The sequence below is a fragment of the Ekhidna sp. genome (genome assembly GCF_039940915.1).
Lineage (GTDB): Bacteria > Bacteroidota > Bacteroidia > Cytophagales > Cyclobacteriaceae > Ekhidna.
This window is the reverse complement of sequence record NZ_JBDVFO010000003.1, coordinates 488,341-512,174: the sequence shown is the minus strand read 5'-3', so window position 1 is coordinate 512,174 and position 23,834 is coordinate 488,341. Positions and strand designations below refer to the sequence as shown.

Annotated in this window: 25 protein-coding genes; 7 read left to right on the top strand and 18 right to left on the bottom strand. The window is 39.9% G+C overall.

The window, feature by feature from the left end:
- Window positions 1-450: 450 nt before the first annotated feature.
- From ABJF57_RS17245 to ABJF57_RS17235, 3 genes are all read left to right on the top strand, one after another.
- Window positions 451-1,146, top strand: a complete 696-nt coding sequence (locus ABJF57_RS17245) for a DUF4386 domain-containing protein (protein ID WP_462232583.1) — start codon at window positions 451-453, stop codon at window positions 1,144-1,146.
- Window positions 1,147-1,174: 28 nt separating this feature from the next.
- On the top strand, window positions 1,175-1,813 hold the full coding sequence (locus ABJF57_RS17240; protein ID WP_462232582.1) for a DUF4386 domain-containing protein: 639 nt from the start codon (window positions 1,175-1,177) through the stop codon (window positions 1,811-1,813).
- Window positions 1,814-1,882: 69 nt separating this feature from the next.
- Window positions 1,883-2,920, top strand: a complete 1,038-nt coding sequence (locus ABJF57_RS17235; protein WP_462232581.1) for a serine hydrolase domain-containing protein — start codon at window positions 1,883-1,885, stop codon at window positions 2,918-2,920.
- A gap of 109 nt (window positions 2,921-3,029) precedes the next feature.
- Here ABJF57_RS17235 and ABJF57_RS17230 read toward each other — a convergent pair whose 3' ends face one another.
- The 10 genes from ABJF57_RS17230 to ABJF57_RS17185 all read right to left on the bottom strand — a co-directional run bounded on the left by ABJF57_RS17230 (window position 3,030) and on the right by ABJF57_RS17185 (window position 13,992).
- On the bottom strand, window positions 3,030-3,227 hold the full coding sequence (locus tag ABJF57_RS17230; protein ID WP_462232580.1) for a hypothetical protein: 198 nt from the start codon (window positions 3,225-3,227) through the stop codon (window positions 3,030-3,032).
- Window positions 3,228-3,516: 289 nt separating this feature from the next.
- Window positions 3,517-4,143 (bottom strand): hypothetical protein, encoded by a 627-nt coding sequence (locus tag ABJF57_RS17225; RefSeq protein ID WP_462232579.1) that lies wholly within the window; start codon window positions 4,141-4,143, stop codon window positions 3,517-3,519.
- Window positions 4,144-4,147: 4 nt separating this feature from the next.
- On the bottom strand, window positions 4,148-4,537 hold the full coding sequence (locus tag ABJF57_RS17220) for a hypothetical protein (protein ID WP_462232578.1): 390 nt from the start codon (window positions 4,535-4,537) through the stop codon (window positions 4,148-4,150).
- 69 nt (window positions 4,538-4,606) lie between these two features.
- The gene (locus tag ABJF57_RS17215) at window positions 4,607-5,278 is read right to left on the bottom strand and encodes a helix-turn-helix transcriptional regulator (RefSeq protein ID WP_462232577.1); all 672 of its coding nucleotides are present in this window, start codon (window positions 5,276-5,278) and stop codon (window positions 4,607-4,609) included.
- 236 nt (window positions 5,279-5,514) lie between these two features.
- Window positions 5,515-6,360 (bottom strand): TolB-like translocation protein, encoded by an 846-nt coding sequence (locus ABJF57_RS17210; protein ID WP_462232576.1) that lies wholly within the window; start codon window positions 6,358-6,360, stop codon window positions 5,515-5,517.
- Between the two features lie 31 nt (window positions 6,361-6,391).
- Window positions 6,392-7,306 (bottom strand): TolB-like translocation protein, encoded by a 915-nt coding sequence (locus ABJF57_RS17205; protein ID WP_462232575.1) that lies wholly within the window; start codon window positions 7,304-7,306, stop codon window positions 6,392-6,394.
- A gap of 33 nt (window positions 7,307-7,339) precedes the next feature.
- Window positions 7,340-9,733 carry an ABC transporter permease gene (locus ABJF57_RS17200; RefSeq protein ID WP_462232574.1) on the bottom strand — a complete coding sequence of 798 codons (2,394 nt, stop codon included), beginning with the start codon at window positions 9,731-9,733 and terminating at the stop codon, window positions 7,340-7,342.
- 66 nt (window positions 9,734-9,799) lie between these two features.
- Window positions 9,800-11,041, bottom strand: a complete 1,242-nt coding sequence (locus ABJF57_RS17195) for a serine hydrolase domain-containing protein (RefSeq protein WP_462232573.1) — start codon at window positions 11,039-11,041, stop codon at window positions 9,800-9,802.
- Window positions 11,038-12,837 carry a serine hydrolase gene (locus tag ABJF57_RS17190; protein ID WP_462232572.1) on the bottom strand — a complete coding sequence of 600 codons (1,800 nt, stop codon included), beginning with the start codon at window positions 12,835-12,837 and terminating at the stop codon, window positions 11,038-11,040. Before ABJF57_RS17190 ends, ABJF57_RS17195 begins: the two co-directional genes overlap by 4 nt.
- A 30-nt stretch (window positions 12,838-12,867) precedes the next feature.
- Window positions 12,868-13,992 carry an alpha/beta hydrolase-fold protein gene (locus tag ABJF57_RS17185; protein ID WP_462245124.1) on the bottom strand — a complete coding sequence of 375 codons (1,125 nt, stop codon included), beginning with the start codon at window positions 13,990-13,992 and terminating at the stop codon, window positions 12,868-12,870.
- A gap of 233 nt (window positions 13,993-14,225) precedes the next feature.
- On the opposite strand from ABJF57_RS17185, the gene ABJF57_RS17180 reads away from it, so the two are divergent.
- Together ABJF57_RS17180 and ABJF57_RS17175 are read left to right on the top strand one after the other, a co-directional pair.
- Window positions 14,226-15,905 (top strand): histidine kinase, encoded by a 1,680-nt coding sequence (locus tag ABJF57_RS17180; protein WP_462232570.1) that lies wholly within the window; start codon window positions 14,226-14,228, stop codon window positions 15,903-15,905.
- Window positions 15,906-15,909: 4 nt separating this feature from the next.
- Window positions 15,910-16,608, top strand: a complete 699-nt coding sequence (locus ABJF57_RS17175; RefSeq protein WP_462232569.1) for a LytR/AlgR family response regulator transcription factor — start codon at window positions 15,910-15,912, stop codon at window positions 16,606-16,608.
- Window position 16,609: 1 nt separating this feature from the next.
- Here the strand turns inward: ABJF57_RS17175 and ABJF57_RS17170 are convergent, their stop codons facing one another.
- The 3 genes from ABJF57_RS17170 to ABJF57_RS17160 are packed head-to-tail and all read right to left on the bottom strand — an operon-like array spanning window position 16,610 to window position 17,834.
- Window positions 16,610-17,017: a VOC family protein gene (locus ABJF57_RS17170; RefSeq protein WP_462232568.1), complete on the bottom strand. Its 408-nt coding sequence runs from the start codon at window positions 17,015-17,017 to the stop codon at window positions 16,610-16,612.
- A gap of 11 nt (window positions 17,018-17,028) precedes the next feature.
- Window positions 17,029-17,508, bottom strand: coding sequence for an SRPBCC family protein (locus ABJF57_RS17165; RefSeq protein WP_462232567.1), 480 nt, complete (start codon window positions 17,506-17,508; stop codon window positions 17,029-17,031).
- Between the two features lie 11 nt (window positions 17,509-17,519).
- The gene (locus ABJF57_RS17160) at window positions 17,520-17,834 is read right to left on the bottom strand and encodes an ArsR/SmtB family transcription factor (RefSeq protein WP_462232566.1); all 315 of its coding nucleotides are present in this window, start codon (window positions 17,832-17,834) and stop codon (window positions 17,520-17,522) included.
- Between the two features lie 229 nt (window positions 17,835-18,063).
- Between ABJF57_RS17160 and ABJF57_RS17155 the strand changes: the two genes are divergently transcribed.
- Both ABJF57_RS17155 and ABJF57_RS17150 read left to right on the top strand, forming a co-directional pair.
- The gene (locus ABJF57_RS17155) at window positions 18,064-18,447 is read left to right on the top strand and encodes a PadR family transcriptional regulator (protein WP_462232565.1); all 384 of its coding nucleotides are present in this window, start codon (window positions 18,064-18,066) and stop codon (window positions 18,445-18,447) included.
- A 5-nt stretch (window positions 18,448-18,452) separates the two neighbouring features.
- A complete protein-coding gene (locus tag ABJF57_RS17150) occupies window positions 18,453-18,851 on the top strand; it encodes a hypothetical protein (RefSeq protein WP_462232564.1) in 399 nt (132 codons plus the stop codon).
- A gap of 20 nt (window positions 18,852-18,871) precedes the next feature.
- Here the strand turns inward: ABJF57_RS17150 and ABJF57_RS17145 are convergent, their stop codons facing one another.
- The 5 genes from ABJF57_RS17145 to chrA all read right to left on the bottom strand — a co-directional run bounded on the left by ABJF57_RS17145 (window position 18,872) and on the right by chrA (window position 23,829).
- Window positions 18,872-19,393, bottom strand: coding sequence for a heme-binding beta-barrel domain-containing protein (locus tag ABJF57_RS17145; RefSeq protein WP_462232563.1), 522 nt, complete (start codon window positions 19,391-19,393; stop codon window positions 18,872-18,874).
- Entirely contained in the window at window positions 19,390-19,860 is a 471-nt protein-coding gene (locus tag ABJF57_RS17140; RefSeq protein ID WP_462232562.1) for a DinB family protein, read from the bottom strand. Before ABJF57_RS17140 ends, ABJF57_RS17145 begins: the two co-directional genes overlap by 4 nt.
- On the bottom strand, window positions 19,857-21,029 hold the full coding sequence (locus tag ABJF57_RS17135) for a trans-sulfuration enzyme family protein (protein ID WP_462232561.1): 1,173 nt from the start codon (window positions 21,027-21,029) through the stop codon (window positions 19,857-19,859). The genes ABJF57_RS17140 and ABJF57_RS17135 overlap by 4 nt, the downstream gene beginning before the upstream one ends.
- A 45-nt stretch (window positions 21,030-21,074) precedes the next feature.
- Window positions 21,075-22,424: an NAD(P)-binding domain-containing protein gene (locus ABJF57_RS17130; protein ID WP_462232560.1), complete on the bottom strand. Its 1,350-nt coding sequence runs from the start codon at window positions 22,422-22,424 to the stop codon at window positions 21,075-21,077.
- Between the two features lie 76 nt (window positions 22,425-22,500).
- Complete coding sequence (gene chrA, locus ABJF57_RS17125; protein ID WP_462232559.1) at window positions 22,501-23,829, bottom strand: chromate efflux transporter; 1,329 nt, start codon at window positions 23,827-23,829, stop codon at window positions 22,501-22,503.
- Between the last annotated feature and the right edge of the window lie 5 nt (window positions 23,830-23,834).

Genomic DNA, 23,834 nt, shown 5'->3' with positions numbered 1-23,834 from the left:
CCTGCCTGCGGTAGGCAGCCGCACCTTACCTGGGTCGTTATCCTGTTCTTCAAATAAATAATTTCTGTAATTCCTCGTTTCATGAGTCTCATGAATCAAAGCCCTTCGGTGAGACTTTTACCGATTTGCTAAATTCTTGGCTTTCAGCAGAAAGATGATTTATTAACCTACCATTTAGTAACACATTTTCTGAAATAGTTTCCTACATGGCCACATTGCATTGCGGACTTAACCTTCCAGTGTATTTGAAATTCTGCTATCCCTATAGTAAGCTAAAAGCAAATGCGAACCTTGAATGAGCATAATCATCGAGAACCATGAACCAAATCATATTTATTGATGTGAGCTCACGTGAAATTTGAGTTAGTTTATCAATTCAGATGTTAAGGTGTAGTTGGAGAGGGGATCGCGAACCTGAACGCAATAGGGGCAACTTCACGCACGCTTTCAATGAAGTATTATATGTATTCAGAAAAGCACATTGTTAAAATTGTCGGTATATTATTTATCACTGCTACCGTTACTTCTTCGCTGAGTATCTGGCTTTCCGAACCTGTTCTTGAAGCGAAGAATTTGCTTGAGATGTTCTCTCATAAATCCAGTGAAATTGCATGGGCGTCTCTTCTAATGCTTATGGATGCCATTTCAGTTGCCTTCATTGCGATACTATTATTTCCGATTCTAAAAAAGAAAAGTGAAAGTTTGGCACTGGGATATGTCGGTATGCGAATCATGGAAAGTATCCTATTCGTCATTTACGTGGTTGTATTGCTAACTATTCTATCTATAAGCAATGAGTATTCGGCTAGCACTATTCAGGATTCAAGTACCACCATAGGTCCAACCTTATTGATTTTAGCGAAGTGGACATTCGACATAGGGCTTGGAATCATTTTTACTATTTCTGCCCTTCTATTGAATTATACACTATTCCGATTTGCTCTCGTTCCCAGGTGGTTGTCAGCTTGGGGTTTTCTTGGTGCCCTTGTAACCATGATCATTGTGCTATTGAAATTTTACAATAATATTCATGTCACTGAAGTTCTGGACTTCATAATAGGGATACAGGAAATGGTGTTTGCCATATGGCTCATTGCAAAGGGATTAGATATCAATCATCAAAAACAAGAAGGTATCAATGTTTAAAAAGCCACCGCTCTTTTAAGGAATAGACATGAAAAAATTCATAATTGATTCATCACCAAGTAAAGCAGCAATGGTTGTGGGCATTGCATTTATAACCTCGGTTTTCATCGTAACCTTAGTTGATGATTTTCTTTTAGCAAATTTTATTGTACCTGGAGACACCGCAATTTTAGCCAGCGACATTGAGGCTGATGCGAGACGATTTGGTTTTGCCGTTGCTGGTTACTTACTCGTACTTGCACTTGATTCTATTATCGGTCTCGCGCTTTATATTGTGCTTATACCGGCGAGTAACAATCTTGCTTTGCTTACGGCAGCTCTCAGACTGCTATACGCTTTTACTTTAGTAATCGGATTGTTTGCTCTCGTATTTCAAATTATCGATGTTTACGGTTATGCATCCATAAAACTTATTGGATACTTATTTTTTGGGTTGCATATCCTTGTGCTTGGTTATTCTGTTTTCAAGTCGAGATATATCCCTAAAAGTCTTGGCGTATTGCTGATGTTTGCATCATTTACATACCTCACATTTTTTGTGGATTTCCAGCTTCCCGAAGCACTCCAAGTAATGATTATGTTAACAATGCTTATTGCGGAACTTTCACTCAGTATCTGGCTTATTGTGAATAGAAATAGACTTACGGTATCCATTCCTAATAAATAAATCCACCCGTCAATTATGGTAAGCGTGACATTAGCCTTTCGTAACCCCTGATACTAAACCAACATACCAATGGACCATCTGCAAAAAGTGCTGGATCATTCGATAAAAAACAGGTACCTGTTCGGGGTTTCATTGTGTGTTCATCAAAATAGCCAGGATTGGTGCGGCGTAAGTGGAAATTTGAGTTTGGATCGTCATTACTTCATCGCAAGCACTACCAAACTGTTCACCAGCTCTCTCATATTTAAGCTAAGAGCACTTGGGAAGTTGGACGTTGAGGACCCAATTTCAAAGTACTTATCTGAAGATGTTATCAAGAATCTCCACCGCTTCAAAGGGGAAGATCACTCAAAAAAAATAACCATACTTCATCTTTTATCACACACATCCGGACTGCCAGATTACTTCCAGACCACCAAACCCTTCAAAAAGGTGTTGGCAACTCATCTAAAAGAAGGTAATGATGTTCATTGGGATTTTAACCTAGCCATCGAATGGAGTAAGGAAATGTCACCTTTATTTGAGCCGTCCAAACCTCACAAAGCCTACTACTCTGACACTAATTTCCAACTACTAGGCAGGATTGTTGAAAATCTCTATGAAAATAAATTTGCAGATGTACTTAAACGGGAAATATGTGATCCGCTGGAATTAGAAAATACATACTTATATACTGACCCAACGGACAGTCAACCAAAAAAGCTATTTTTCAAATCAAACGAATTGACTATTCCGCTAGCAATGACGTCTTTTGGAGCGGATGGTGGGATTGTTTCTACCTCAAGCGAATTAATGATTTTCCTCAAGTCTTTTATGAATGGCAAGTTGTTTCCAAAATCTTATCTAAAGGAGATTTATCAATGGAACAACATTTTTTTTCCTTTAGAATCGGGAATAGGAATTCATAGATTCAGGATCCCATGGTATTTCTCACCTTTTAGAAGGATACCTGAAATAATTGGTCATTCAGGACTTTCAGGAGCATTTGCATTTTATTGCCCGGAAATGAATACTTACTTAACAGGAACAGTAAACCAGATTTACCATCCGGGAAACTCATTCAAACTTTTGATGAGAATTTTGATGGAGCTTCGCAAGAATTCTTGAAGCAACAACCACTGATTGCAAAGCCAGCTATCTTAGAAAACAAAACCAGACCAAGTACTATACTGATGGTTATTTCCAGTTTGCTGAATGCTTCGTTTTGTAAGACAGATTAAGCATTGTATTTTTCAATACGATGAATTTGATCAATGGACAGAAAATCAGTGACTTCCTTTATAACCGTAGGGATATAGTTTTCAAAATCTCGCCTCCATTCTTTGTCCTTCTTATTACTTTTTATAAATATCCAGAACAAATCCTGTTGATCGACACCTATAGAGATCAAGCCCTCTCCTTTTGCCGGATTCATGTTTTGAATATATGCTCTATCCAGATCTTCCCTAATACGATTCGTGCAGAGCTCACTTTCAACATTCCAAGGGCAATTAAATCCAATTGTTACTAATTCATTCGCATCCAATAGCAATGCAACGTTGCCAGGCTCTATCTTTTCTCCAAATGGAGATGAAGCCTTATCAAGAACTTTATCCGCATTTGGAGGAAGTCAGAAGATCAAATTGGAGTCTGAATTTAACTTGAGAATTTTCATTCGTTTTGTGAGACTAATTCATGAAGTTTAGAATATGCGTTCAGATTAGTCATTTCGATAATTCTTTGATCACTTTTTCAATTCGTTTTCGCTTACTTTCTTTCTCGATTTCTGGAAGTCTCGCGCTCAAAGCTTTGAGGAATACTTCCTTGTTCTGACCATTTACTACCTGAAACGATCTTTCCGCGTACATCGCAAATTGATTCAATGGACAATTTTTCAATTGTTCTAGAAGTAAACTGAGCGCGTCAGAAGAGTAGTCAGGAACTGAAGCTAAATTGACAAGTATGTTGACTGCATGATCTTTTGTTATAACTGAACCTTTGTCGGCGGCACTCATGATTTGGGACAGATTCTTATAAATACCCGAAGGATCTGTTTTTGAAACACAATTCAAAGCTATCATCCCACCCCACTGAAGCCTGTTGTTTTTGCTGACCAATAATTCCACGAAATCATTTATGTACTGCGTGATTAATTTAGGACTTCTTTCTCCTATTTCATATAACACCTTAATGCAATCTTGTTGAATCGCTTTGTTGCTATTGCGCAAGTTTGCAACTAATTCTTTGATAGCTGCTTTGTCATTTTCCTTTACGATTGATTTGGCTAGCTCCTGGTTTGGTACTTCATCTCTACTACCTAGCCCAGATGATATTTTTTTTAATACTGTCATTGAATTAATGTTTGTGAATCTTTAGGTTCAGCATAAATCCAACTGAAATACTAATGATTGGGATGATTGAATATCTCAAACCAATTTGATATATATAATCTCGAGCACTCATTTCAGCAATTGGGATTAAAATTAGGACATCCAAGGTCAATAAGATGACAAGCCATATTAGACCTGCATGCATACCCTTTTTTACAAAATCAGATTCTATTTCTTTGAAATAGCGATTGGTAGCCAGCACAGTTATCAGTGTTAGAGAAATAATCATAATAGATTTGAAAAGAAAGATATCTGCAGCTAATTGGCCTGATGAATCATAAAATAGAAATCCAAGGACAAAAGGTACTAGCCAGATCGCTAGCCCGGATACAATTAAACGAATAATTTGCTTCATATTACTATAATTTGATATGAGCAACATTAAAGAAGATGACTGACAGCCTTATGTCAGTCATCTTCTCTATCATGTAATTTTTTTTATGTAGTCTGCCAGATCCAGACGGTCTTCTTGGATGAACTCATTAGTATTTTGGATTTCACTTACCCTGGATATGGAAAAGTCTCGATAATCATTCCTGAGTTGGCAAAAAGCAATGATGTGCCAGGTTTGACTATAAAAAGTAATCCCAATAGGCTCAATAATCCTCTTCGATTTATTGCCATTCGCATCTTGATAGGTGATCTTAAGTACATTTTTATGACTAACTGCTTGTTCAACGATTTGTAAATATTTCGGTGTGTAGTCTTTATCAATGTAAGCCTTGACACTGGATTGAAGTAGCTCTATATCCTGCAACAGGTGGTCTTTAAACTTGTTTTTAATTTTTTCCAGAGCACTTGAAAAATTGCGATATGTTTCTTCGTCCGTGTATTTTTCTGCTAGCTGCTCAATGAATATGAACGACTTTGCTTCTTCTAATGTGAACGCTAGAGGAGGTAAAAAATATCCTTCCAGAATGAAATATCCATTATCTCTATCAAAGGAGATTGGTACGCCAGCTTCATCTAATGCTTTTAGGTCACGATAGATTGTGCGTTCACTTATTTGAAATTTATGTTCAATTTCTTGAATGTTGGAAAACCTTCGAGACTGAAGAAATGATAAAAGAGATGTAAGCCGCTCTAGTCTTTTCAATTTGATTTCAATTACATACGAACTACTAGTTTTCTATCAAACCGGAGTTTCAAAATATTTGAGTGTAAAGTTCCATTCGTTTTGTGAGACAAATTTTAACAAGTTAATGAAACGACATCTCACTAACTATCAACATTCATCTTCTCAGCAAATTGAGTACTTTCTCTCAGAGTATTTTGATCGAGCTATACAGAATTTATTTTTTTCATATTTTTTTCTTCTTGTTAAATAGGTTGCTATTGAGGTCTTAATGTTTCGATGAAGCTCGCATCCACCCAGTAGATGTCCGCATTGTTTTCATCTATGTTGCGATTGAAGAGCAGGTATTTACCATCAGGAGTGATTGTCGGATAGAAATCCGCCTCTTTGGAATTGATCTTGTCGCCCAGGTTGATTGAAGGACCCCAGGAATCATCACCCTGTCGAAAACTGATGTAGAGATCTGCGCCTCCATATCCTTCTTCCCGTTGATCATCCCAGATTAAATAGGATTCATCCGGGGCAATCCAGGGATGAGCGTTATGTATTCCCAGGTCAATTTTGAGTGTTTGGGGTTCGCCACGTTTGCCGTCTGTCAAGAGTGAATATCGAATGGGCTCCTCTCCCGCTGTATCAAAAAAATACGTCCCCTTAGATGAGGCGGTCATGCGCATGATACGCATATCTTCGTAAGGAGTACCAAGGCTTTTGACTTCTGACCATCCAGTATCCGTACGCTCCATGTACCGTCTACCCAGATGCATCACTTTCCCATCCGGAGTGATAAAAGGCTCTCCAACCCTTGGTCCGGTTATGGAATCTTGCCACTCACCATTTTGGTATGTATAGACAATCATACCCGGCTGATCATCTTTGTCGTACCTGACAAAATAAAACTCTTTCATGTCAGGGGTAAACGCACTGAAAAGTTCATACAACTCCGTGGAGACTATACCGGGGGCAAAAACTTCAGCGGTAGTACCCGGAGGTTTTTGACCAAAATATGGCCCGGTTAAACCAGCGGTTTTTTGATTGTATTCCTGTGCAATGACTGTATTAAGAGGTAAGATACCAATCAATATCAGTAGTGTTTTAATCTTCATATTTACATGGTTTTGAATCCTTAGATTACGATCAATTTTCAGGTCTCACCTGCTCAATGATTTCGGTGCTGACCCAATGGATATTGCTCAGTCCAGGTTCTATATTTCTTTCATCCCTTCCAAAAAACATATACTTACCATCCGGTGAGATACTCGGACTTTTTTCATTCAACCCGGAGTTGATCACACTTCTCAGATTAATGGGGTCTGTCCATGATCGGTCTGGTTTTCTAAAACAGACATAAACATCATTGTCGTTTCGGCCTTCTTCTTTAGTTCGAGCGGTAATTACTAAGTAGTCCTGTGATGGAGAAATAAAAGCGTGATGTCCAAATGCAATATCAACTTCCTGTACTTCGGGAAATTTACCGCCATCATTGGAGGCATAATACGTCTTCATTTGCACCAAATTGAAGTAGTACAGGTCTCCATTTCTCGATTGGTTGGGGAAAAATACCATGCCATCGTTTACCGGCGAATCAAGTAGTACTGCATCACCCCAGGAATCACCTAAACGATCTACGTACCAAATGCGCTCATCTGAAAAAATGGAATCAAAAGCTGTAAAATATACCCTTTGATCAACCGGGCTTACGAAAGGATGTAATTCTGCCTTTTTATCACCTTTGGTGAAATTTGCTCTTTTAACAGGGGTCCATTTCCCCCCCTCCAATTTTGAGAAATAGATCGCTGTTTCCTCGCCTTCATTATTCGCACCAAAATAAAGTTCTTCCAGATTGGGAGAAAACGAAATTACGCTTTCATATCTTCCATCGATTGAAACAACGTCCGGTGCAAACACTTTTGGAACCAGACCAGGTGGCTTTTGTCCCAAATATGGACTTTTCACACTTTGCTCATTAGGAGTTTTTGTGCGCTTTTCGGTATCACAGGCGATTAAAAAAATGCCCAATAATAGGATCAGTTGGAAATAGTTTTTTCTCATTGTGTAACCTTATTTGGTTGTTTCTTCATTGATTTATTCACTCCTCAGCTTTTCAGCAGGGTTAGCGATAGCAGCTTTGCGCGCATGATAACCGGTAGTGAGCACCGTTATAATAATAGTTCCTACCAGTACGGTTGAAAATATGGTGAATCCCGGAGTTATGTGAAACTGGAAATTTTCCAACCAGCCCATCATTGAAAAATAGCCAAGTGCAGACGCGGGGATTGCGGCTATGATAATGAGCACCACAAAGTCTTTAACCAGCAGATTAATCAGGCCTTGTGTATTGGCACCAAGCACTTTTCTAATGCTTATTTCCTTGGCGCGTTGTTCTGCCGTATAAGAAGCCAAGCCCAATAGTCCTAAACAAGCAATCAATATGGTCATGACAGAGAAACCCAAAAACAATTGTCCACGGATTTGATCAGCTTCGTAATTTTCCATGAATTGCTCATCAACAAATACATACTCAAATGCTTTGGTAGGATATGTTCTTCCCCAGGCATCTTTTATAAAATCAATGGTAGCTGATAGGTCTCCGGTAATTTTAATAATGGCGGAACGATTGGTATGGCTTGGTTGGAACATCAGGGCAGTGATGGGATCGTAAAGCGATTGCTGATGGAAGTCCTTTACAACACCTACTACTCGACCTGGAGGTATAGAATCATTTCTATTCAGCCGGATTTTCTTACCAATAGGGTTTGTCCAATTCATTCTTCGAACCATCGCCTCATTCACCATTACAGCTTGAGATGAATCTGAAGCATAATCCAGTGAAAAATTTCTCCCGGCAACCACCTCAATCCCTAATGTGGAAAAGAAGTCATAATCAACACGATAATTATCTAATCCTCGATCGTCCATGGGCCCTTCTTCCGTCTCTATTGAGAATACGTTTTTAGGGTAACCATTTCCAGGAGTTGAGCTCGAAGATGCGGCCCCTGCTATATTGCCATTTTGAAGTAATTCGTTTTTAAATACCTTCCATTTTTCTGCATCTGATCTACTTCTAAAATCAATTTGCATCATCTGCTCTTTGTCGAAACCTAAATCTTTGTTCCTGACAAATTGCATTTGACTATAAATAACCAAAGTACCAATCAGCATAAAAATGGAAATGGAAAACTGAATTGTTACTAAAACCTTCCTCAATAATTTACCACCAGACTTTACTCCACCTCCTTTAAGCACTGCGGCTGGTTGAAAAGAAGACAGAAAGAAAGCAGGATAGCAACCACCCATAAATCCTGTGATAAATACGATACCGATGATGGCTAGGATCACTTTGACGTGAAGTAATCCTTCTATAACTAAATGAGTACCAACAATGCTATTAATTGCAGGAACAGCAGCTATTATGACAACCAGACTCAGAATTAAAGAAATAAGTGTAATTAGCATTGATTCAGTCAAAAACTGACCGATTAAACCACCTCTTTGAGCGCCCATGACTTTTCTTAAGCCAACTTCCATGGATCGCTTGACAGATCGTGCGGTGGCCAGATTCATGTAGTTGATGCAGGCAATTATGATAAGAAAAATGGCTATGGCGGCAAAAATTTGAACATATTGGATATTGCCAACAGGCACCGGTTCATTTTCAAAATCTGAAGTCAAATGGATACTTTTTAATGGAACCGGTACCATTTTAACCTTGAGGTTAAGCGGGTCGAAGATTGGTGCTATATATTTAGCAACGGTCGAATCAAGTTTCACTTGTAAAGCTTCTTTTGTCACCCCTTCGTTCACTAAAACATAGGAAAAGACACCCCATCTTCCCCAGCCAACGTCTCCGTCAGGATGAGTAGTCTTCCAAGATATCAATGCTTCAGCAATAAGGTGAGAAGAGCCAGGCATGTCTTTAAATACGCCAGTAACTTGCAAAGACAGTTCCCTGTTTCCACTGCTCTTAATCGTTTGACCCATTGGATTTTCATTTTTGAATATCTTTTCTGCCATGGACTGATTGATGACGATTGAATTGGGTGCTTCCAATGCAGTTTCAGGATTTCCAGCTACAAATTCGTAATCAAACAACTCAAAAATTGTAGAGTCAGCGGAATAGACATTGTCCTGGAAGTAATCGACTTGATTAAAATTAAACTGCATACCACCCTGACCACTTAGCCCTTGCATTCGAGCAGCCTGCTCTACCTCCGGGTTTTCATTTTTAATTGTAAATGCAGCTCGAGGGGTCATTTCTGCCCACTTAAAAGAATTATCCGGCTCTGTAAATTCGGTTGAAAGACGATATATCCGATCCCCCTTTGTATGCTGTTGATCAAAACTCGTTTCGTGAAAAATATACAGTAGGATTATTAGGCTGGAGGCTATGCCCACCATAAGACCAATAACGTTGAGAGCCGTGTAGCCAGGTTGTTTCAGAAGATTTCTGAAAGCCACCTTTATGTAATTTTTAAGCATTCGAGTTGTTGTTTTGTCTATCTGTTATTCTTTAGTCTGAGATTTTCAATCCCTTTGCAGGTCACTTTATTCAAGATCAAAAAGTCCCGATTTGGAAAGCTGTCTAGAAATGACATTGAGTTGATTCCGTTCACGATCAGTATTGGCAGTTCCGAAATAGGCAATGACCAAATCTTTCGCAGGTGATATGTAAAGGCCTTGACCCCCATGTGCACCTTTATACAAATCGCCATCCTCATATACTGCACCCCATTGATAACTGCTATATTTCTTTTCTTTTGGATCCCGAGATACATTAAGGTTTTTATTTACATCTCGGATTTTAGTTAAGTGCGCATCAGAAATTATAGGATTGGCGCTCTTTCTACCACTAGGGGTAAAAGCAAGACCAAATCTGGCAAGATCTCGAAGTGTTGTTGACATGCCGCTGGCATATGAAATAGAGGTACCATTCGTGTTGAATCCTATAAGGGCACTATATTCTGCTCCTATCTTTTTCCATATTTCCTGTTCAACAAAATCACGAAAGGTAAGACCACTAATTTTTTCAACTAGTAACGTTAATACCATAGCATCTGCATTCGACCATTGGTGCTCCGTTCCTGATCGCATAGCAGACTTTGCAGTAGCTAAATCTTTGATTGGATCAAAACTTTTCTCATAGGTTTCTAATGGGACACGGTCAATTCCAGAACTCATGGAAAGAATATCGCTTACTGGAACACCTTCCCAACCCGACCCCTTGAGGGCATCAAAGTAGTGATCAATGGGTTTGCCGGTATCGACTAAACCTCTATCCTCCAAAATAGCAACTGAAGTACTAACAAAGACTTGGGTTATTACCATAGTAATGTGTAAATCAGTTGGGAACATCCTTGGATAGCCTTCAAAGACGATTTTGCCTTTATGAATTATGATTAGCCCATTAACTTCTACTTGCTGTACATAGTCGTTTAACGATAGTCCACCTCCTTTTTTTAGATCTGTTGACGTAATAAAATTTTTCACATCATCTCTTGGTGTTTCTTCCAGAATTTTCGGTGTATCAGATCTAAGTATGCGTGAGTGCTTCTCTATTTGAGAGAAGTTTAGATAAAAATACCTTTCTAAATCGCCGTATTCGGTCCAATTGCCGCCTTCAAAAATGCGTTTGTGGAATCCATAAATTTCTTCTTTTGTAAATCCAGAATAATTATACGTTTCATATTTTGGACTTGTAGTGCCTAAGGTTTCAGCGTCCTGTTTTGGCTCGTTTTTACATGATTGAAAAAGAATGACGATTAGGAGAACTGAGATGGTATTTTTCATTCGCTTTTTTGTAATTCTTTAAGTCTATGCCTCGCACGGTTGTTTTGAGGGTTCAATTCAAGTGATTTCGAATAGTTTATGATGGCCAAATCTGTTTCCTCAGCTTTCTCACAGGCCTCTGCATAACTATCATAGACCTTGTAGCTATCAGGATAGAGCGCCATATTCACCCTGAAAGTGTTTAGCGATAGTGTCATTCTATTGGCGTGGTAAAAATCATAAGCAATATCATCGATGTAGAACTCGGTCACCATTGGATGATTCGGCTCGAGTTCCTTTAAATTTTTATAAGCAATAAGTGCATTTTCAAAGTCACCTTCCAGAATGAATTCCACCGGGTATTTTTTGTCACTAGCTATCTTAGCTAAGCTTGAGACTATTGCTCCGTCGTTGCGATTCAGGTACCGCAAATTGACTGTTCCACTTTCAGAGTCAGGTTTAAACTGAATAAATCGACTGGAATTTCTCCGAATGAACAGGCTGTCCGATACTTTGACAAGCTCTACTCCTTCTTCATCAAGTATGTTTTTGTAAAACAGTTGGTCATCCTCTTGATAGACTTCAGCAATCACATCATTGGATTGATATCTACCTGCAATTTCATCTATGGACGACTGTTCCATTTGCATCCTTTGATGTGCCGGAACATAATTATCCCAACCATATGTCAGGGCTACAGCGCGCATCACTTCAGCATTGAATTCCGGAAACGTGGAATTAGTCATCACCACCACACCATAACCCTTGTCTCTATGAGCCACTATCTCAGCATAAAAACCTCTATTCCATCCATGATGCCTCAGGTAGATTTCATCGTTTCTATTCAGAAGCTGAAACCCCAACCCCAGCGTAAATGACCATCCGGAATCACTCACTCCATATGGTTTACCCATCTGTTCTGTCAGAACTTTTGATCGCTGTACGTGGGTGATGAATTTTGCATAGTCCTCGGCAGTCGTCCATAGTCCATGTGAAGCAGTTCCAGGATAGATATGTCTTCCACCTTCAACCATAGAACCATCTGTTAAATAACCCGTTGCTACCTTCGTAAGCAGCTCGGGTGTAAGGGTTTGATTAAACGTGCTGTTGTTCATTTCCAGAGGTTTCAACACGAGTTCATGCATGATCTCAGGGAAGGTTTTATCCTCAACATCCAGCATCATTTGTTGAATGGGAACATAGCTGGCGTATGCAAAACGAACACTTTCGTTGGGCTCTTTATTTACCGTAAGTGGCTCGTTTGAGGCAGGAGGAGTTCCGCTCAATACCTGTACAAGCGTTGGAATTTCTGCCTTTATATTATATGATCCGGTTCCCCGTGGATGTATGCCGGCGGAATGGTTTAAGAGATTTCGTAAGGTGACTTTCTTTTCTTTGGTAAACTCATTTTCCGGTACTTTCCAGGATTTTAAATAACTGTTAATGTCTTCATCTAAGTCTAGCTCATTTTGTTCTGCAAATCGTAATGCTCCATAGGCTGTTACGGGCATGCTGGTTGCCGCAGCTTGGAAAAGGGTCTGCGTCGTTACTGGAGTCAGACTTTCAGTGTTCACGACTCCATAACCCTTTGCCCATGCGATTTCACCATCATGTATTACTGCAATGCTTACACCTGGAATTCCGTAGTGTTTCATCCGCTCCTCGATAGACCATGTTGAATCACCTTCTATATGTACACGAGTCGTGAGTCCCGTTTCTACCTTTTTTATTAAATCAGCAGTAGCATCTTCATTCAATTTTTCTGTACAGGATTGGAAAAGAATGAGGAAGAAGAGAATCGAAATGATTTTTTTCATTATTTATTTTTTGATGGGTAAAACCGGATCTTATTTCTCGACTCTTTTTAGCCACCTTTTAGCAAGTGAGAAATCAGGGTCAATCTCCAATGCTTTTTCGAACATGAGCTTAGCATTTTCAAGTTGGCCTTGATTTCTTCGTACAACGCCCATTCCGACATATAATAGCTTACCTTCAGGATACACTTCTAAGGAATATTGATAGATTTCTTCTGCGACATCCAAATCCTTACTTATTATATTGTCAAAGCCAAGGTCCATTAAGACCGATACAGGTGGCAGGATTTCATACCCGTAGCGTTTCGACAACATTTCGAAGTGTTGTATTACTTTATCCAGCGAGTCCAGGTTTTCAATGGGATTGAAGTCAGGGTATAGCGCGAGAAGAAACATCGTAAAATCTATCGCTGGTACATGGCCCTGGTTCACCAATTCATCCACTTTATAAGTAAAACTCTCTGGTTTGTGGTCTGCTACAACACGAGAGAATTCAGAAACAAAATTGGGTAGCTCCCCCTCTTCATCGCTGTAAATGATGTGTAGAGATCTGTTTTCCGCAAGCGTTCTTAACGGACCTGCTTTTACTTTTTGTTGAAGCTCGGTTGGTATGCGCATAATGGATGGGCTACTGGCTAAGTAGCTATTAAACAGAAGGGGCTTGTTGAGCAGTGTATAAACAGTGAAAAAACCACTGTTGGAAGCGCCATAAAGCGCCCTAAACGGAGCCGCTCTGTACTTTGCATCAACGTGTGGAATCAGCTCTGTCTCAATGAAATCAATATAATTATCCGGAATTGTGGTGTCCTGATTTTCCCCTGTTGGCAACAAAATACTGTTTCCTTCGGGTAGATCTATTCCTATGAGTATCATCTCAGGAATTTGTCCCTCGCCCATGTAGTCTAGAGTAGAAGCTAACATGGCGAACCGGGCTCGGTAATCTGAACCCAACATATACAGCACCGGATAGGTTTTCTTGGAATTATCGTAGTTCTCAGGTAAATGGATTGACAGTGGAACAGTTTTGTTTAATACTTTTGACTGAAGCGAGGACATTTTGCCTAAGGCAACTGCTGGTTCATCTGGATCGCTTTCTGTCATTTCTTGAGCAAAGACAGTGTTAAGCGCCATCAAACTCGCTACAAATAGTATCATCATGAGCTTAACTCTCCTGGTAATTTTGATCACTGCTTTCCGGGACGCAGTTAAAGAAATTTTCATGGTATGTTTGGGTTTTTGAAGGTTCTACCTCAAACATCTTAGGAAGGTTGTTTAAAATCGTCGTTTTACTTGTGAACTGCTCTATGCATGAATAAACTGCTCTAGACCGTCAGATGAAGACAGTGATATCAGGTTATTTTGCATGTTAAAATCAATCCAAAAAAAATAAGTTGAAATCCGCGCCATTTTTTCTTTTGATATGCATTTTGCTGCTGACAAGTTCTTGTGAGCAAAAGCCTGCTATATTTAAAAATAATGGCACAGCATTTCAGTTAGGTGACCATCCATCATGGGCCAAGAAAGTCTGGAATGATAGCAATTGGAAAAGGAGAATAAAGCGAATTCCTGAGGGTGAGATTTTCTGGTCCAGAACCCGGATTGATATTCTAAAAGCCCCAGAAGTGTTTGAGTCCTACGTACTTGAGATTGATCCCTACGGAGAGTATGAAATCTTTTGGGATGGAGTTTTGATTGGAAAAAGTGGAAATCCGGGACAAGAGGCAGAACTTCCTCCTGAGGGTGAATTGTGGGTTACGTACAACATTCCTATGCACCTAGCCACAGAAGGAGAACATGTGCTGGCCTTACGATTGAGTAACTACTATTTTCCGGATCATGTAGGGCAATATGAAATAGAGATCGCCGACTATGAGGATTTGTTCACCGATCGACTGATCGAAACTTCCTACATGCACGTTTTTGCAGGAGCTTTTCTTATCACATCCATCTATTTTCTTTTTCTATTCCTAAATAGTAAGAAAGAATATCCCACACTTATTTTTAGTGCTTGCTGCTTTCTCATTGTTGGTCTTGTTCTTACCGTATTTAGCAAAGATTATATACCGATACATTACAGCGTACATGTCATAAGATTACAAATTATTAACTCGTTTTTGTTAGGCATTTCGTTTTTGATTCCATACTACTTCTCCATGCAATTTCCCTTTCCAAGGCGTAGATTGTCATTAGTTCTATATGCGATATTACTCATTTCATTTTGGCTTATAAATGGTCATGCTTTTGGTTTGAAAACAGTTGGCATGGTACTGAGTATGTGGTGTTTTTCCTTTGGAATGGTAGCTTATGGAGCTTATAAAAATGTGAGGGGAGCGCGTCTTGTTCTTGTGACCTTACTTTTGTCAGTTATCGTATTTCTTGCCTCTGGATTTGTCGTTAGTTTGTACACCGGATTGGGACTTATTCTATTAGGTATGTTGTATCTATTATCACTTAACATCAAGGCACAGCGATTGGCATACGAGAACACATTGGTTCAATCTACCCGTCTGCGTCTGGAATTACTCAAAAAGAATATTCAGCCTCATTTTCTATTGAACACCCTAACTTCTTTGATAGACTGGGTGGAAGAAGCCCCTAAGAAAGGAGTTTTGTTTATCGAAGCATTGGCTAAAGAATTTGATCTTTTTAATCAGATAGAAAATCAAACACTGATACCAATTTCTCAAGAAATAGCACTCTGCCGTCAGCATCTTGAGATAATGAAGTATCGGAAAGAAATAAACTATACCTGGGAAGAAGAAGGCATAGACCCGGAGCAAAAAATACCTCCTGCCATTCTTCACACCCTACTGGAAAATGGTATTACTCATAGTCTTCCTTTAGAAGATAATAGCATCAGATTTAAACTCCTCTTTGAATCGAATAGTGATTACGTGTGTTATACTTTTTCAACTTTTGCTGCCGGCGTAGGGCAGACAACAAGCAGAGAGGATGGTACGGGACTGAAGTACATTAAGGCAAGACTGGCTGAAAGTTATCAGGAGAAATGGGATCTCACCTCTGAGCCAATGGATCACGGCTGGAAAAACACTTTAAAAATATATTCCTAAGGAAATGAACATCTTAATCGTTGAAGACGAAGCAAGAATAGCCAAACGAATTGAACGGATGACTCGTGACATCTTTGGCAGTTCTCTGGAGTCACTCAATCATATCAACACTCTTCAGGAGGCATTGGTGTTTGTTGAAAATAACTCCCTAGATCTCGTTCTCCTGGATTTGAATCTTAACGGTGATGATGGGTTTAACCTTCTCACTTCAGCAGTTTCTGAATCGTTTCACACCATCGTTATTTCTGCTTACAAAGATCAGGCAATCACCGCTTTTGAATATGGAGTTTTAGATTTTGTTCCCAAGCCTTTCAACAGGGAAAGGTTGGAACAGGCTTTCGATCGCACAATAACAAAAGAGAAATCTGAAAACAATCAGACCAAAGTCCTGGCCATTAAAAAGAGAGGCCGAATACAGCTCATTCCTCTGGAAAAGGTATGTTACGTAAAGGGCGCTGGCGCCTACACTGAACTCTTCTTGACAGATGGCACCAAAGAACTTCATGATAAATCTCTAGAAAAATTGGAGCAGCTGCTCTCTCATTCCTTTGAGCGTATCCACAAATCCTATTTGGTGAAGATGTCTGAGGTAAAGGAAATACATGTTGCCTCTGGTAGTAAATACATGGCTGAGCTAAAAAACGGCGCGCACATTCCTGTTGGAAGAACCAAATACAAAGACCTGAAGGCGAAGTGGCTTTGAACTACGGTGACTCAAGTTTGTAAAAACTCAGTTGATTGCCGTCCGGATCCTTAAAATCAAAGAATGAAATAATGTTTGGCACCAGCTCAATAGTCGTAGGAGCCAGTCCTAGTTTTTTCAATCGCTCATGATGAGATTGAATGTCATCCACTTCCAATCTTAAAATTGCGTTGGATGATGACTCCTCTACAAACAGCTGAAGCCAGGTCTTTTCATTCAACATAAACTCGACAACACCATCTGCTGGTGAGAAATATTCGACATCCCCGAGCACGTGTTTATACCATTTTATGGATCGTTCAAGATCAGAGACCCGCAGGCTTATGGTGCTACTGGCATATGATTGTGGACTTTGAGCACTCATTTGCAGAGAACAAAAAGAAATAATAAGGCCAACTAAAAATCTCATTGCCGTTGTGTTTATAATAATCCTTCAAGTTGATTACATGCAAGCTCCCAACCTTCAACAGCTCCCATTTCAGCCATTTGCTTGAATGCTTCCGGAGAGGCGAATGTGGTAATGGAAGTAACCGTTGTGGTCCCTCCCTCCTCCTTAAAAATTACTTCTAACTGCATAGGAGGAATATCACCAGCTTTCTCCCCATTTTCATCACAGAAATAGTCTTCTGCTTGAAGCTTCTCAAATTCAGTTATTTTCAGATAATCCATTCGACCTCTGTGAACGTCCCCTTCCGGGCCGATCATGTTATAAATCCAGAAACCTCCTTCCTTAAAGTCCATCGAATCTATTTTGCAGATGTATGGCAAGGGTGCCCACCATTGGCACAAAATATCAGCGTCGCTCCACGCCTTCCAAACTTTTTCAACGGAGGCATTGAATGTGCGTATCGCAATTAATCTGTTATTTTCAAGGTCTTCTGTAAATGTGGTTTTGTTCATGACAATCGTATTTATTCAATTTTCTTTAAAAGGTCATCCAGTTGATCGAATCGATCACTCCAGAGTTGTTTGAATGGTTCCAGCCATTCGATGATTTCTAGTAATTTTTCGGGTTTGATGTGACAGTACCGCTCTCTTCCTTTCTTGGAAATGGCAATCATGTCGCATTCCTCTAACACCTTCACGTGCAATGAAACACCCTGCCTTGAGATTGAAAACTGTTCCGCGAGCGTGTTCAGGTTCTTCGCCTCATCAATCAGTGTAGAGAGAATCTCACGGCGCGTGGGGTCAGCGATGGCTTGAAATATGTCTCTCCGTTGTTCCATTGAAATGCAAGTAAATACTTGCGCAATATATGTGCAAGTATTTACTTGCGCAAATTTTATCCTAAAAATTTGATTGGTTTAGTTGGAGTGGACTCAGCTGCATTGAACTCCATTTCATCAAAAAAAGGAATTTAAATGATAGCCTGATCCACCGAAAAACATCTTTAAAATAAATTGTTGTATATTTGTATTATACATCTTGTATAATACCAGTTAATAAATATACTTAATGACTAAAGATGAGACATATCAATCTGCCCTCTTAGCAGGTTGGGAAGAGACATATAAGAAAGGGCAATTAACGTTTTGGTTGCTGCTTTCTCTTAGAGATGAGCCATTGTATGTGACTGAGATACAAACATTTATCAAAAATATCACCGCTGACACCATTTCTTGTGAAGATCAAAGCCTATACCGTGCTCTTAGAAAGTACTACGACCTTGAAATAGTAGATTTTGAGCTAAGGCAAGGACATAAAGGGCCTGATAGAAAATATTACTTTCTCACCAAAATAGGTAAGAAACTTCTATCCGATTTTACACAAAGAAACATTAGCATTTTCTATACCAAAAAACTCGCTACTCTGATTAACATTGATCCAACAATATCATGAAAAAGATGTCCAAAAACCTCAAATACTTCAGCGGATTGGCCATGCTATTCTCCGTTATATTTTTCCATTATTTATACACCAATCTAATAATAGAACATTATGAAAATATCCTCGCATACGCGGTTATATATGGCGTGTCTTTATTCATTTCAGGGTTAATCCTTGGGTATAATGATCCTGTTCGGGGCAGCAGGTTGGATTTAGGATACTATTACCACCTGGTCACGTTTATCATTGTCAATTTCGTGGGCTTGATATCATTGTTGGCGGCAATGGGGTTCAACACATACAACTTATTGATTGGCACACTATCCATTCTCCCTTGGACGCTGGGGCTTTTTGTGCATTATTATTTCAGCAATAAGTCTATTAAGGGATTCGATAAACAAAGTGCCTTTGAGTAAAAAATCCACTTAATGATTGCTTAACTATTCTTCTTAACTAACTCAGCACTCAGGTGATGAGTCATGTCAGGCACCTCCTTTGTAGACATTTCCACTCGGTAAACGAGCGTGTCATCATTGAGTAAGAATTCGCGTCTGCTACTCAAAGCCACTTTAGTACCCTTGTCATTTCTTATTGATTCACTTATGAATACCATCTCTAAGGATTTCGTCCCTGAATCTACTGATTTTAAAGTGCCATAGGTAACTTCTATTCGGCCAGTATTATGGCATACGTATAGTTGAATTGACCCATCAGGTTCTGGTTTGAAATAGCCTGTTTCCCAATGTTTAAATGCTCTTTCACCCTTATTGACCACCCAGGCAATCTCTTCAAAGTGTATCAGAGGTTCTTTATCAAACGCACGCTCAATCAACTTAAATCGCATGATGTCTTCATACGCAAATTCGTCATGCGTTGGAAATACTGCTCTTCCACCCCCCTCCCAAGTGCCTTTTAGGCAAGTCAAAGGTTTAATTATTTCGACTAGTTCTGTACTCATAAGAATTCGTCTTTGGTTAGCCATAATTCTTCTATCCGATACATATGCAAATGATCATGCATGAGCGTATGCCTCAAGAGAATTTTTGGATCATAGTGTTTGTACTGTGGATGTTTTCCTTTTCTATTCCAAATTGAATCATCATAGCTTCTCAAAAGTTCTACAGTTTTTGATCGCTGATTTTCAAATAAGTTTAGTTGTTCACTCAATTCAAGGTTAATCAGATCATCGTCCGATATGGTTTTTCCGGGTAAATAAGGATTAAAATCTGGTTCAGCCTCCTTCTTGAATTTTTGAAACCTTTCATAGATCATGATCTCCGCTTGTGCAAGGTGACAAGCGTTTTCATGGATGGACCATTTATTTGTTCTTCTTCGACGTTTTAATTCCTCAGCGGATACCTGCTGAATCAACTCTTTTAGCATAAGAGGTGAATTACTCAATCCTTCAATTAACTCTGTCTTCATACCTTTTCAAATCCTTTGCTTAAGTCATCGATGATGTCATTGCAATCTTCAATCCCCACAGACAATCTCAGCATGCCATCAGTAATCCCAGCCTTTTCTCTAAGAGTCTTGGGGACCGCTGCATGGGTCATAGAAGCAGAGTGTTGGATGATGGTGGAAACGTCGCCTAGTGACACTGCGAGTGTGCAGAGTTCAACATTATTGACCAGCTTCCTCCCTTGTTCTACTCCTTCCACTTCAAAGGAAATCATTCCTCCGAATCCCCTCATTTGCCGTTTGGCTAAGTCGTGTTGTGGATGCGATTTCAGTCCCGGATAGTGGACCTTTTGGACCTTAGGATGTGATTCTAAAAATTTAGCAATCGTCAGCGCATTTTCATTGTGACGCTCCATCCTCAATGCCAATGTTTTAATCCCTCTATGAGCCAGCCAACAAGTCATTGGGGCTGGAACCCCTCCAAAGAATTTATTCGTATGCCAACGACACCTCTCAACAAACTCCCTGGATCCGATTAAGGCTCCTGCCAGAATATCGGCATGGCCACCAATGTATTTGGTCATGCTATGCACCACCACATCTACACCAAAGGAGATAGGGTTTTGATTGTAAGGTGTCGCGAATGTATTGTCCATCAGGGTACTCAACTTATTCCTTTTTGCTAATGTGACTAGCTTTTCAATGTCACATAGCTTCAGTGTCGGATTAGCGGGAGATTCCAGGTACAGCAATTTGGTATTTGCTTTTATTGCTGCCTCATATTTTTGCGGATTCGTTGCATCAATAAAGGAAACCTCTATTCCGAATGCCTCTTCCAAATGCCTTAAAAAGCCGCTGGTGGATGCGTAGATGGATTCGGGCGCAACAATATGATCTCCCTTTTTTACTGATGTTAACACTGCATTTGAAATAGCTGCCATGCCAGATGAGAAAACGATACATGCCTCTCCTCTCTCTAATTCTGCTAATGCATTTTCTAATGCCTCCTGTGTCGGGTTGTTGATCCTGCCATAGAAATACCCAGGAATTTCTCCTTCATGGATTGCCGAGCCTTGCTCAGCATCAGGGAATGCAAAAGTAGATGCGTTATAGATTGGCGTTGACAATGCTCCAAAGTGATTTGTAAAATCAGTGCCTGCATGAACTACTTTGGTAGTAAACTTTTTTGACATTATTGAATGATTAGTTTTTATAAAATAAGAATTAGTAACTGCCTCTTAGACTTCCGTCTTTTCTTTGACGATGACTTCACCTGGATCAGAATCACAACAAGATTTCATCTCACTCTCGACTTCCAGTATGTTGGGATCTACTGCCTTGGGAACACCACAGACACCCGTCTCAGGCAATTTCAAATGGACCTCTTTAGCGCCATCCCAATCGCCAACCAAACCAGCGACAACTGACCTCACTTGCTCATATCCGGTGGCTAGAAGAAAGGTTGGCGCCCTTCCATAACTTTTCATACCGACAATGTAGAAGTCTTTCTCAGGATGCCTCAGCTCCGCTTCCCCATGAGGATCTACTGATCCGCAACTATGAATATTTGGATCGATTAGAGGAGCAAGTCGTACCGGGCTCTCGGTTCTTTGATCAACAGCTATTCGCAACTCTTTTAGCATATCGAGGTTAGGTTTCAGGCCTGTTGCAACAACGATTTCATCGGCATGTATAACATCATTCGTTTTAAGGGATTGCCCTTTTATTGCTATTTGCTCATTTACTTTTTCCATGGATTCAACAAAAAATGGGGCATGCGCTTTGACAATGCCAGCATCAACCAACTCCTTGATTCTCTGACCTACGCTACCGCGCCCCGGTAGCTCGTCATCATCCAATCCTCCATATGCATCTTCAACGCTGGCCTTGGTAAGAATCCAGTGCAAATTCATCTTGTCTGCTTTTTTCTTTAGGTCTGCCAATTCCAGCAAGACATTGATAGCAGAGTGACCACCACCGATGGCGGCAACAGTCTTATTCGCATAGCGATTTTGATCGATACCTAATACATCAGGAATTCCATAGTTGACATTTTTATGAAGCTTTTCTTCTCCGATTGCGAACAAACCGTCAGCTCCGGCAGGTTTTGGTGTCTTCCATGTTCCCGAAGCATCAATAACAGCCCTAGCTTCAATTATTTCATCACCATTTGCACCTCTAATCCTGATTACGAAAGGAGCATTCTCTCGTCCAAAATCTTTCAGCTTGCTGATTCTTTTCCGGCTTACAGATACCACTTCCGAATTTAGTTTGATGAAAGGCTTAATTTCTTTTGTTTCCGAAAGAGGCAGCAGATAGTCCGTTATAAGTTCTTCTCCCGTAGGTAAATGATTGTTTTTTGGAACCTCCCAGCCGTGCCTTTTAAGAATAATAGAGGAAGCCGAATCGATGTTATATTTCCAAGGAGAGAACATTGATACATGTTGCCATTGACGAACATTATCCGCAATCCGCGATCCTGACTCCAGAACTACAAACGTTTCCTCTCTGATACTTAAATGAGCAGCTGCAGCTAGCCCTACAGGGCCACCGCCTACTATAGCAATGGGCAGTTTATTTAAATGCATTATATATCGTTTATTAACGATATACGAATATATAAATAATAGGTTTAATACAAAAGCGATTGCATTCATTTCGATATTAGGAGATCAAGTAATAAACCAAGCCAAATAAAGCACTCACTCCAATCCAAGGGATCATGCCAATCTTAAAGCGATACATGGTGAAAAATGAAATAGCAATCCAGCTTAGGGTAACAAAATCAGTCTCATAGAATGTTAGATTTTTTGGAAATACTACTGCTTTCCCAAGGTACAAAGTCAGGTTAAGAACAACTCCTACCACCGCTGCGGTTACCAAACTCAGCGCTTCTTTAACCTTTGGATTTTCTCTTATTTTTTCAATTAGCGGAGCACCTGCAAATATGAATAGGAAGCATGGCACAAATGTGTAGAGCGTGGTTGTAAGTAACCCGAGAGTACCCATTAAAAGTGAGCTGTCATAATGATTATATCCTGCCATAAATCCGACAAAAACAAGAACCATGACAAGTGGTCCTGGGGTGGTTTCTCCCAAGGCCAATCCATCTATCATTTGAAGTTCAGTTAACCAGCCCAATTGCTCTACACTGACTTGCGCAACATAGGGAAGAACAGCATAAGCACCTCCAAATGTGACGAAGGCAGCTTGCGTAAAAAAGAAACTCAATTGCTTCCAAAAAGGAAAATCACCACTGGTCAGATAGAAAATCAGTAGTGGGACAACCCAAATTACAAAAGCAAAAATGATTTGTTTGATGAATCTTTTAGCACTGAATCCAATGCTGGATACGATATTTTTTTCGCTTATAAAGTACTCGGACTCATCCAAAGAAAGTGACTTTTTGGCTGCATGCGTTTTCTTGAAAAGAAATGGCAGGGTTGTACGTGCTACAAATGCTAAAATTAGTGCTGCAAGAATGATTATTGGAAATGGAACATTGAAGAAAAAAATGCCAATGAAAGCTGATCCTGCAATAAAGAAATGAAAAACCGTATGAAGTGATTTCTTGCCAATTTTAATTAGAGCAAGAACAACAACCGCCATAACTGCTGGTTTAAGGCCGTTAAACATAGCGTACACCCAGGGAATACTTCCATACTCAGCATATAGAGAGGTCAATATCAGAAGGATGAACATGGAGGGGAGCACGAAAAATCCCCCGGCTACCAAGCCTCCTTTGGTTCCATGCAGTAGCCAGCCTGTATAGGTAGCCAACTGCTGTGCTTCAGGCCCTGGAAGAATCATGGTGTAATTGAGTGCGTGAAGAAACCTGCTATCAGAAATCCACTTTTTCTTTTCAACGAGGAATTCATGCATGATTGCAATCTGGCCAGCAGGGCCTCCAAAACTGATAAAACCCAGCTTTAGCCAAAACCAAAATGCTTCTTTGAAAGAGGGCCTGCGCTTTTCTTGTTCTTGTTCATTCATGTCAA

Coding starts and splice junctions, on each gene's coding strand:
- ABJF57_RS17165 (WP_462232567.1), bottom strand. CDS start 17,508: ATGAACAAAACCACATTTACAGAAGACCTTGAAAATAACAGATTAATT.
- ABJF57_RS17245 (WP_462232583.1), top strand. CDS start 451: ATGAAGTATTATATGTATTCAGAAAAGCACATTGTTAAAATTGTCGGT.
- ABJF57_RS17220 (WP_462232578.1), bottom strand. CDS start 4,537: ATGAAGCAAATTATTCGTTTAATTGTATCCGGGCTAGCGATCTGGCTA.
- ABJF57_RS17185 (WP_462245124.1), bottom strand. CDS start 13,992: ATGATGATACTATTTGTAGCGAGTTTGATGGCGCTTAACACTGTCTTT.
- ABJF57_RS17140 (WP_462232562.1), bottom strand. CDS start 19,860: ATGAAGACAGAGTTAATTGAAGGATTGAGTAATTCACCTCTTATGCTA.
- ABJF57_RS17155 (WP_462232565.1), top strand. CDS start 18,064: ATGACTAAAGATGAGACATATCAATCTGCCCTCTTAGCAGGTTGGGAA.
- ABJF57_RS17135 (WP_462232561.1), bottom strand. CDS start 21,029: ATGTCAAAAAAGTTTACTACCAAAGTAGTTCATGCAGGCACTGATTTT.
- ABJF57_RS17230 (WP_462232580.1), bottom strand. CDS start 3,227: ATGAATCCGGCAAAAGGAGAGGGCTTGATCTCTATAGGTGTCGATCAA.
- chrA (WP_462232559.1), bottom strand. CDS start 23,829: ATGAATGAACAAGAACAAGAAAAGCGCAGGCCCTCTTTCAAAGAAGCA.
- ABJF57_RS17170 (WP_462232568.1), bottom strand. CDS start 17,017: ATGAGATTTTTAGTTGGCCTTATTATTTCTTTTTGTTCTCTGCAAATG.
- ABJF57_RS17195 (WP_462232573.1), bottom strand. CDS start 11,041: ATGAAAAATACCATCTCAGTTCTCCTAATCGTCATTCTTTTTCAATCA.
- ABJF57_RS17205 (WP_462232575.1), bottom strand. CDS start 7,306: ATGAGAAAAAACTATTTCCAACTGATCCTATTATTGGGCATTTTTTTA.
- ABJF57_RS17240 (WP_462232582.1), top strand. CDS start 1,175: ATGAAAAAATTCATAATTGATTCATCACCAAGTAAAGCAGCAATGGTT.
- ABJF57_RS17160 (WP_462232566.1), bottom strand. CDS start 17,834: ATGGAACAACGGAGAGACATATTTCAAGCCATCGCTGACCCCACGCGC.
- ABJF57_RS17190 (WP_462232572.1), bottom strand. CDS start 12,837: ATGAAAAAAATCATTTCGATTCTCTTCTTCCTCATTCTTTTCCAATCC.
- ABJF57_RS17145 (WP_462232563.1), bottom strand. CDS start 19,393: ATGAGTACAGAACTAGTCGAAATAATTAAACCTTTGACTTGCCTAAAA.
- ABJF57_RS17225 (WP_462232579.1), bottom strand. CDS start 4,143: ATGACAGTATTAAAAAAAATATCATCTGGGCTAGGTAGTAGAGATGAA.
- ABJF57_RS17200 (WP_462232574.1), bottom strand. CDS start 9,733: ATGCTTAAAAATTACATAAAGGTGGCTTTCAGAAATCTTCTGAAACAA.
- ABJF57_RS17175 (WP_462232569.1), top strand. CDS start 15,910: ATGAACATCTTAATCGTTGAAGACGAAGCAAGAATAGCCAAACGAATT.
- ABJF57_RS17130 (WP_462232560.1), bottom strand. CDS start 22,424: ATGCATTTAAATAAACTGCCCATTGCTATAGTAGGCGGTGGCCCTGTA.
- ABJF57_RS17235 (WP_462232581.1), top strand. CDS start 1,883: ATGGACCATCTGCAAAAAGTGCTGGATCATTCGATAAAAAACAGGTAC.
- ABJF57_RS17150 (WP_462232564.1), top strand. CDS start 18,453: ATGTCCAAAAACCTCAAATACTTCAGCGGATTGGCCATGCTATTCTCC.
- ABJF57_RS17210 (WP_462232576.1), bottom strand. CDS start 6,360: ATGAAGATTAAAACACTACTGATATTGATTGGTATCTTACCTCTTAAT.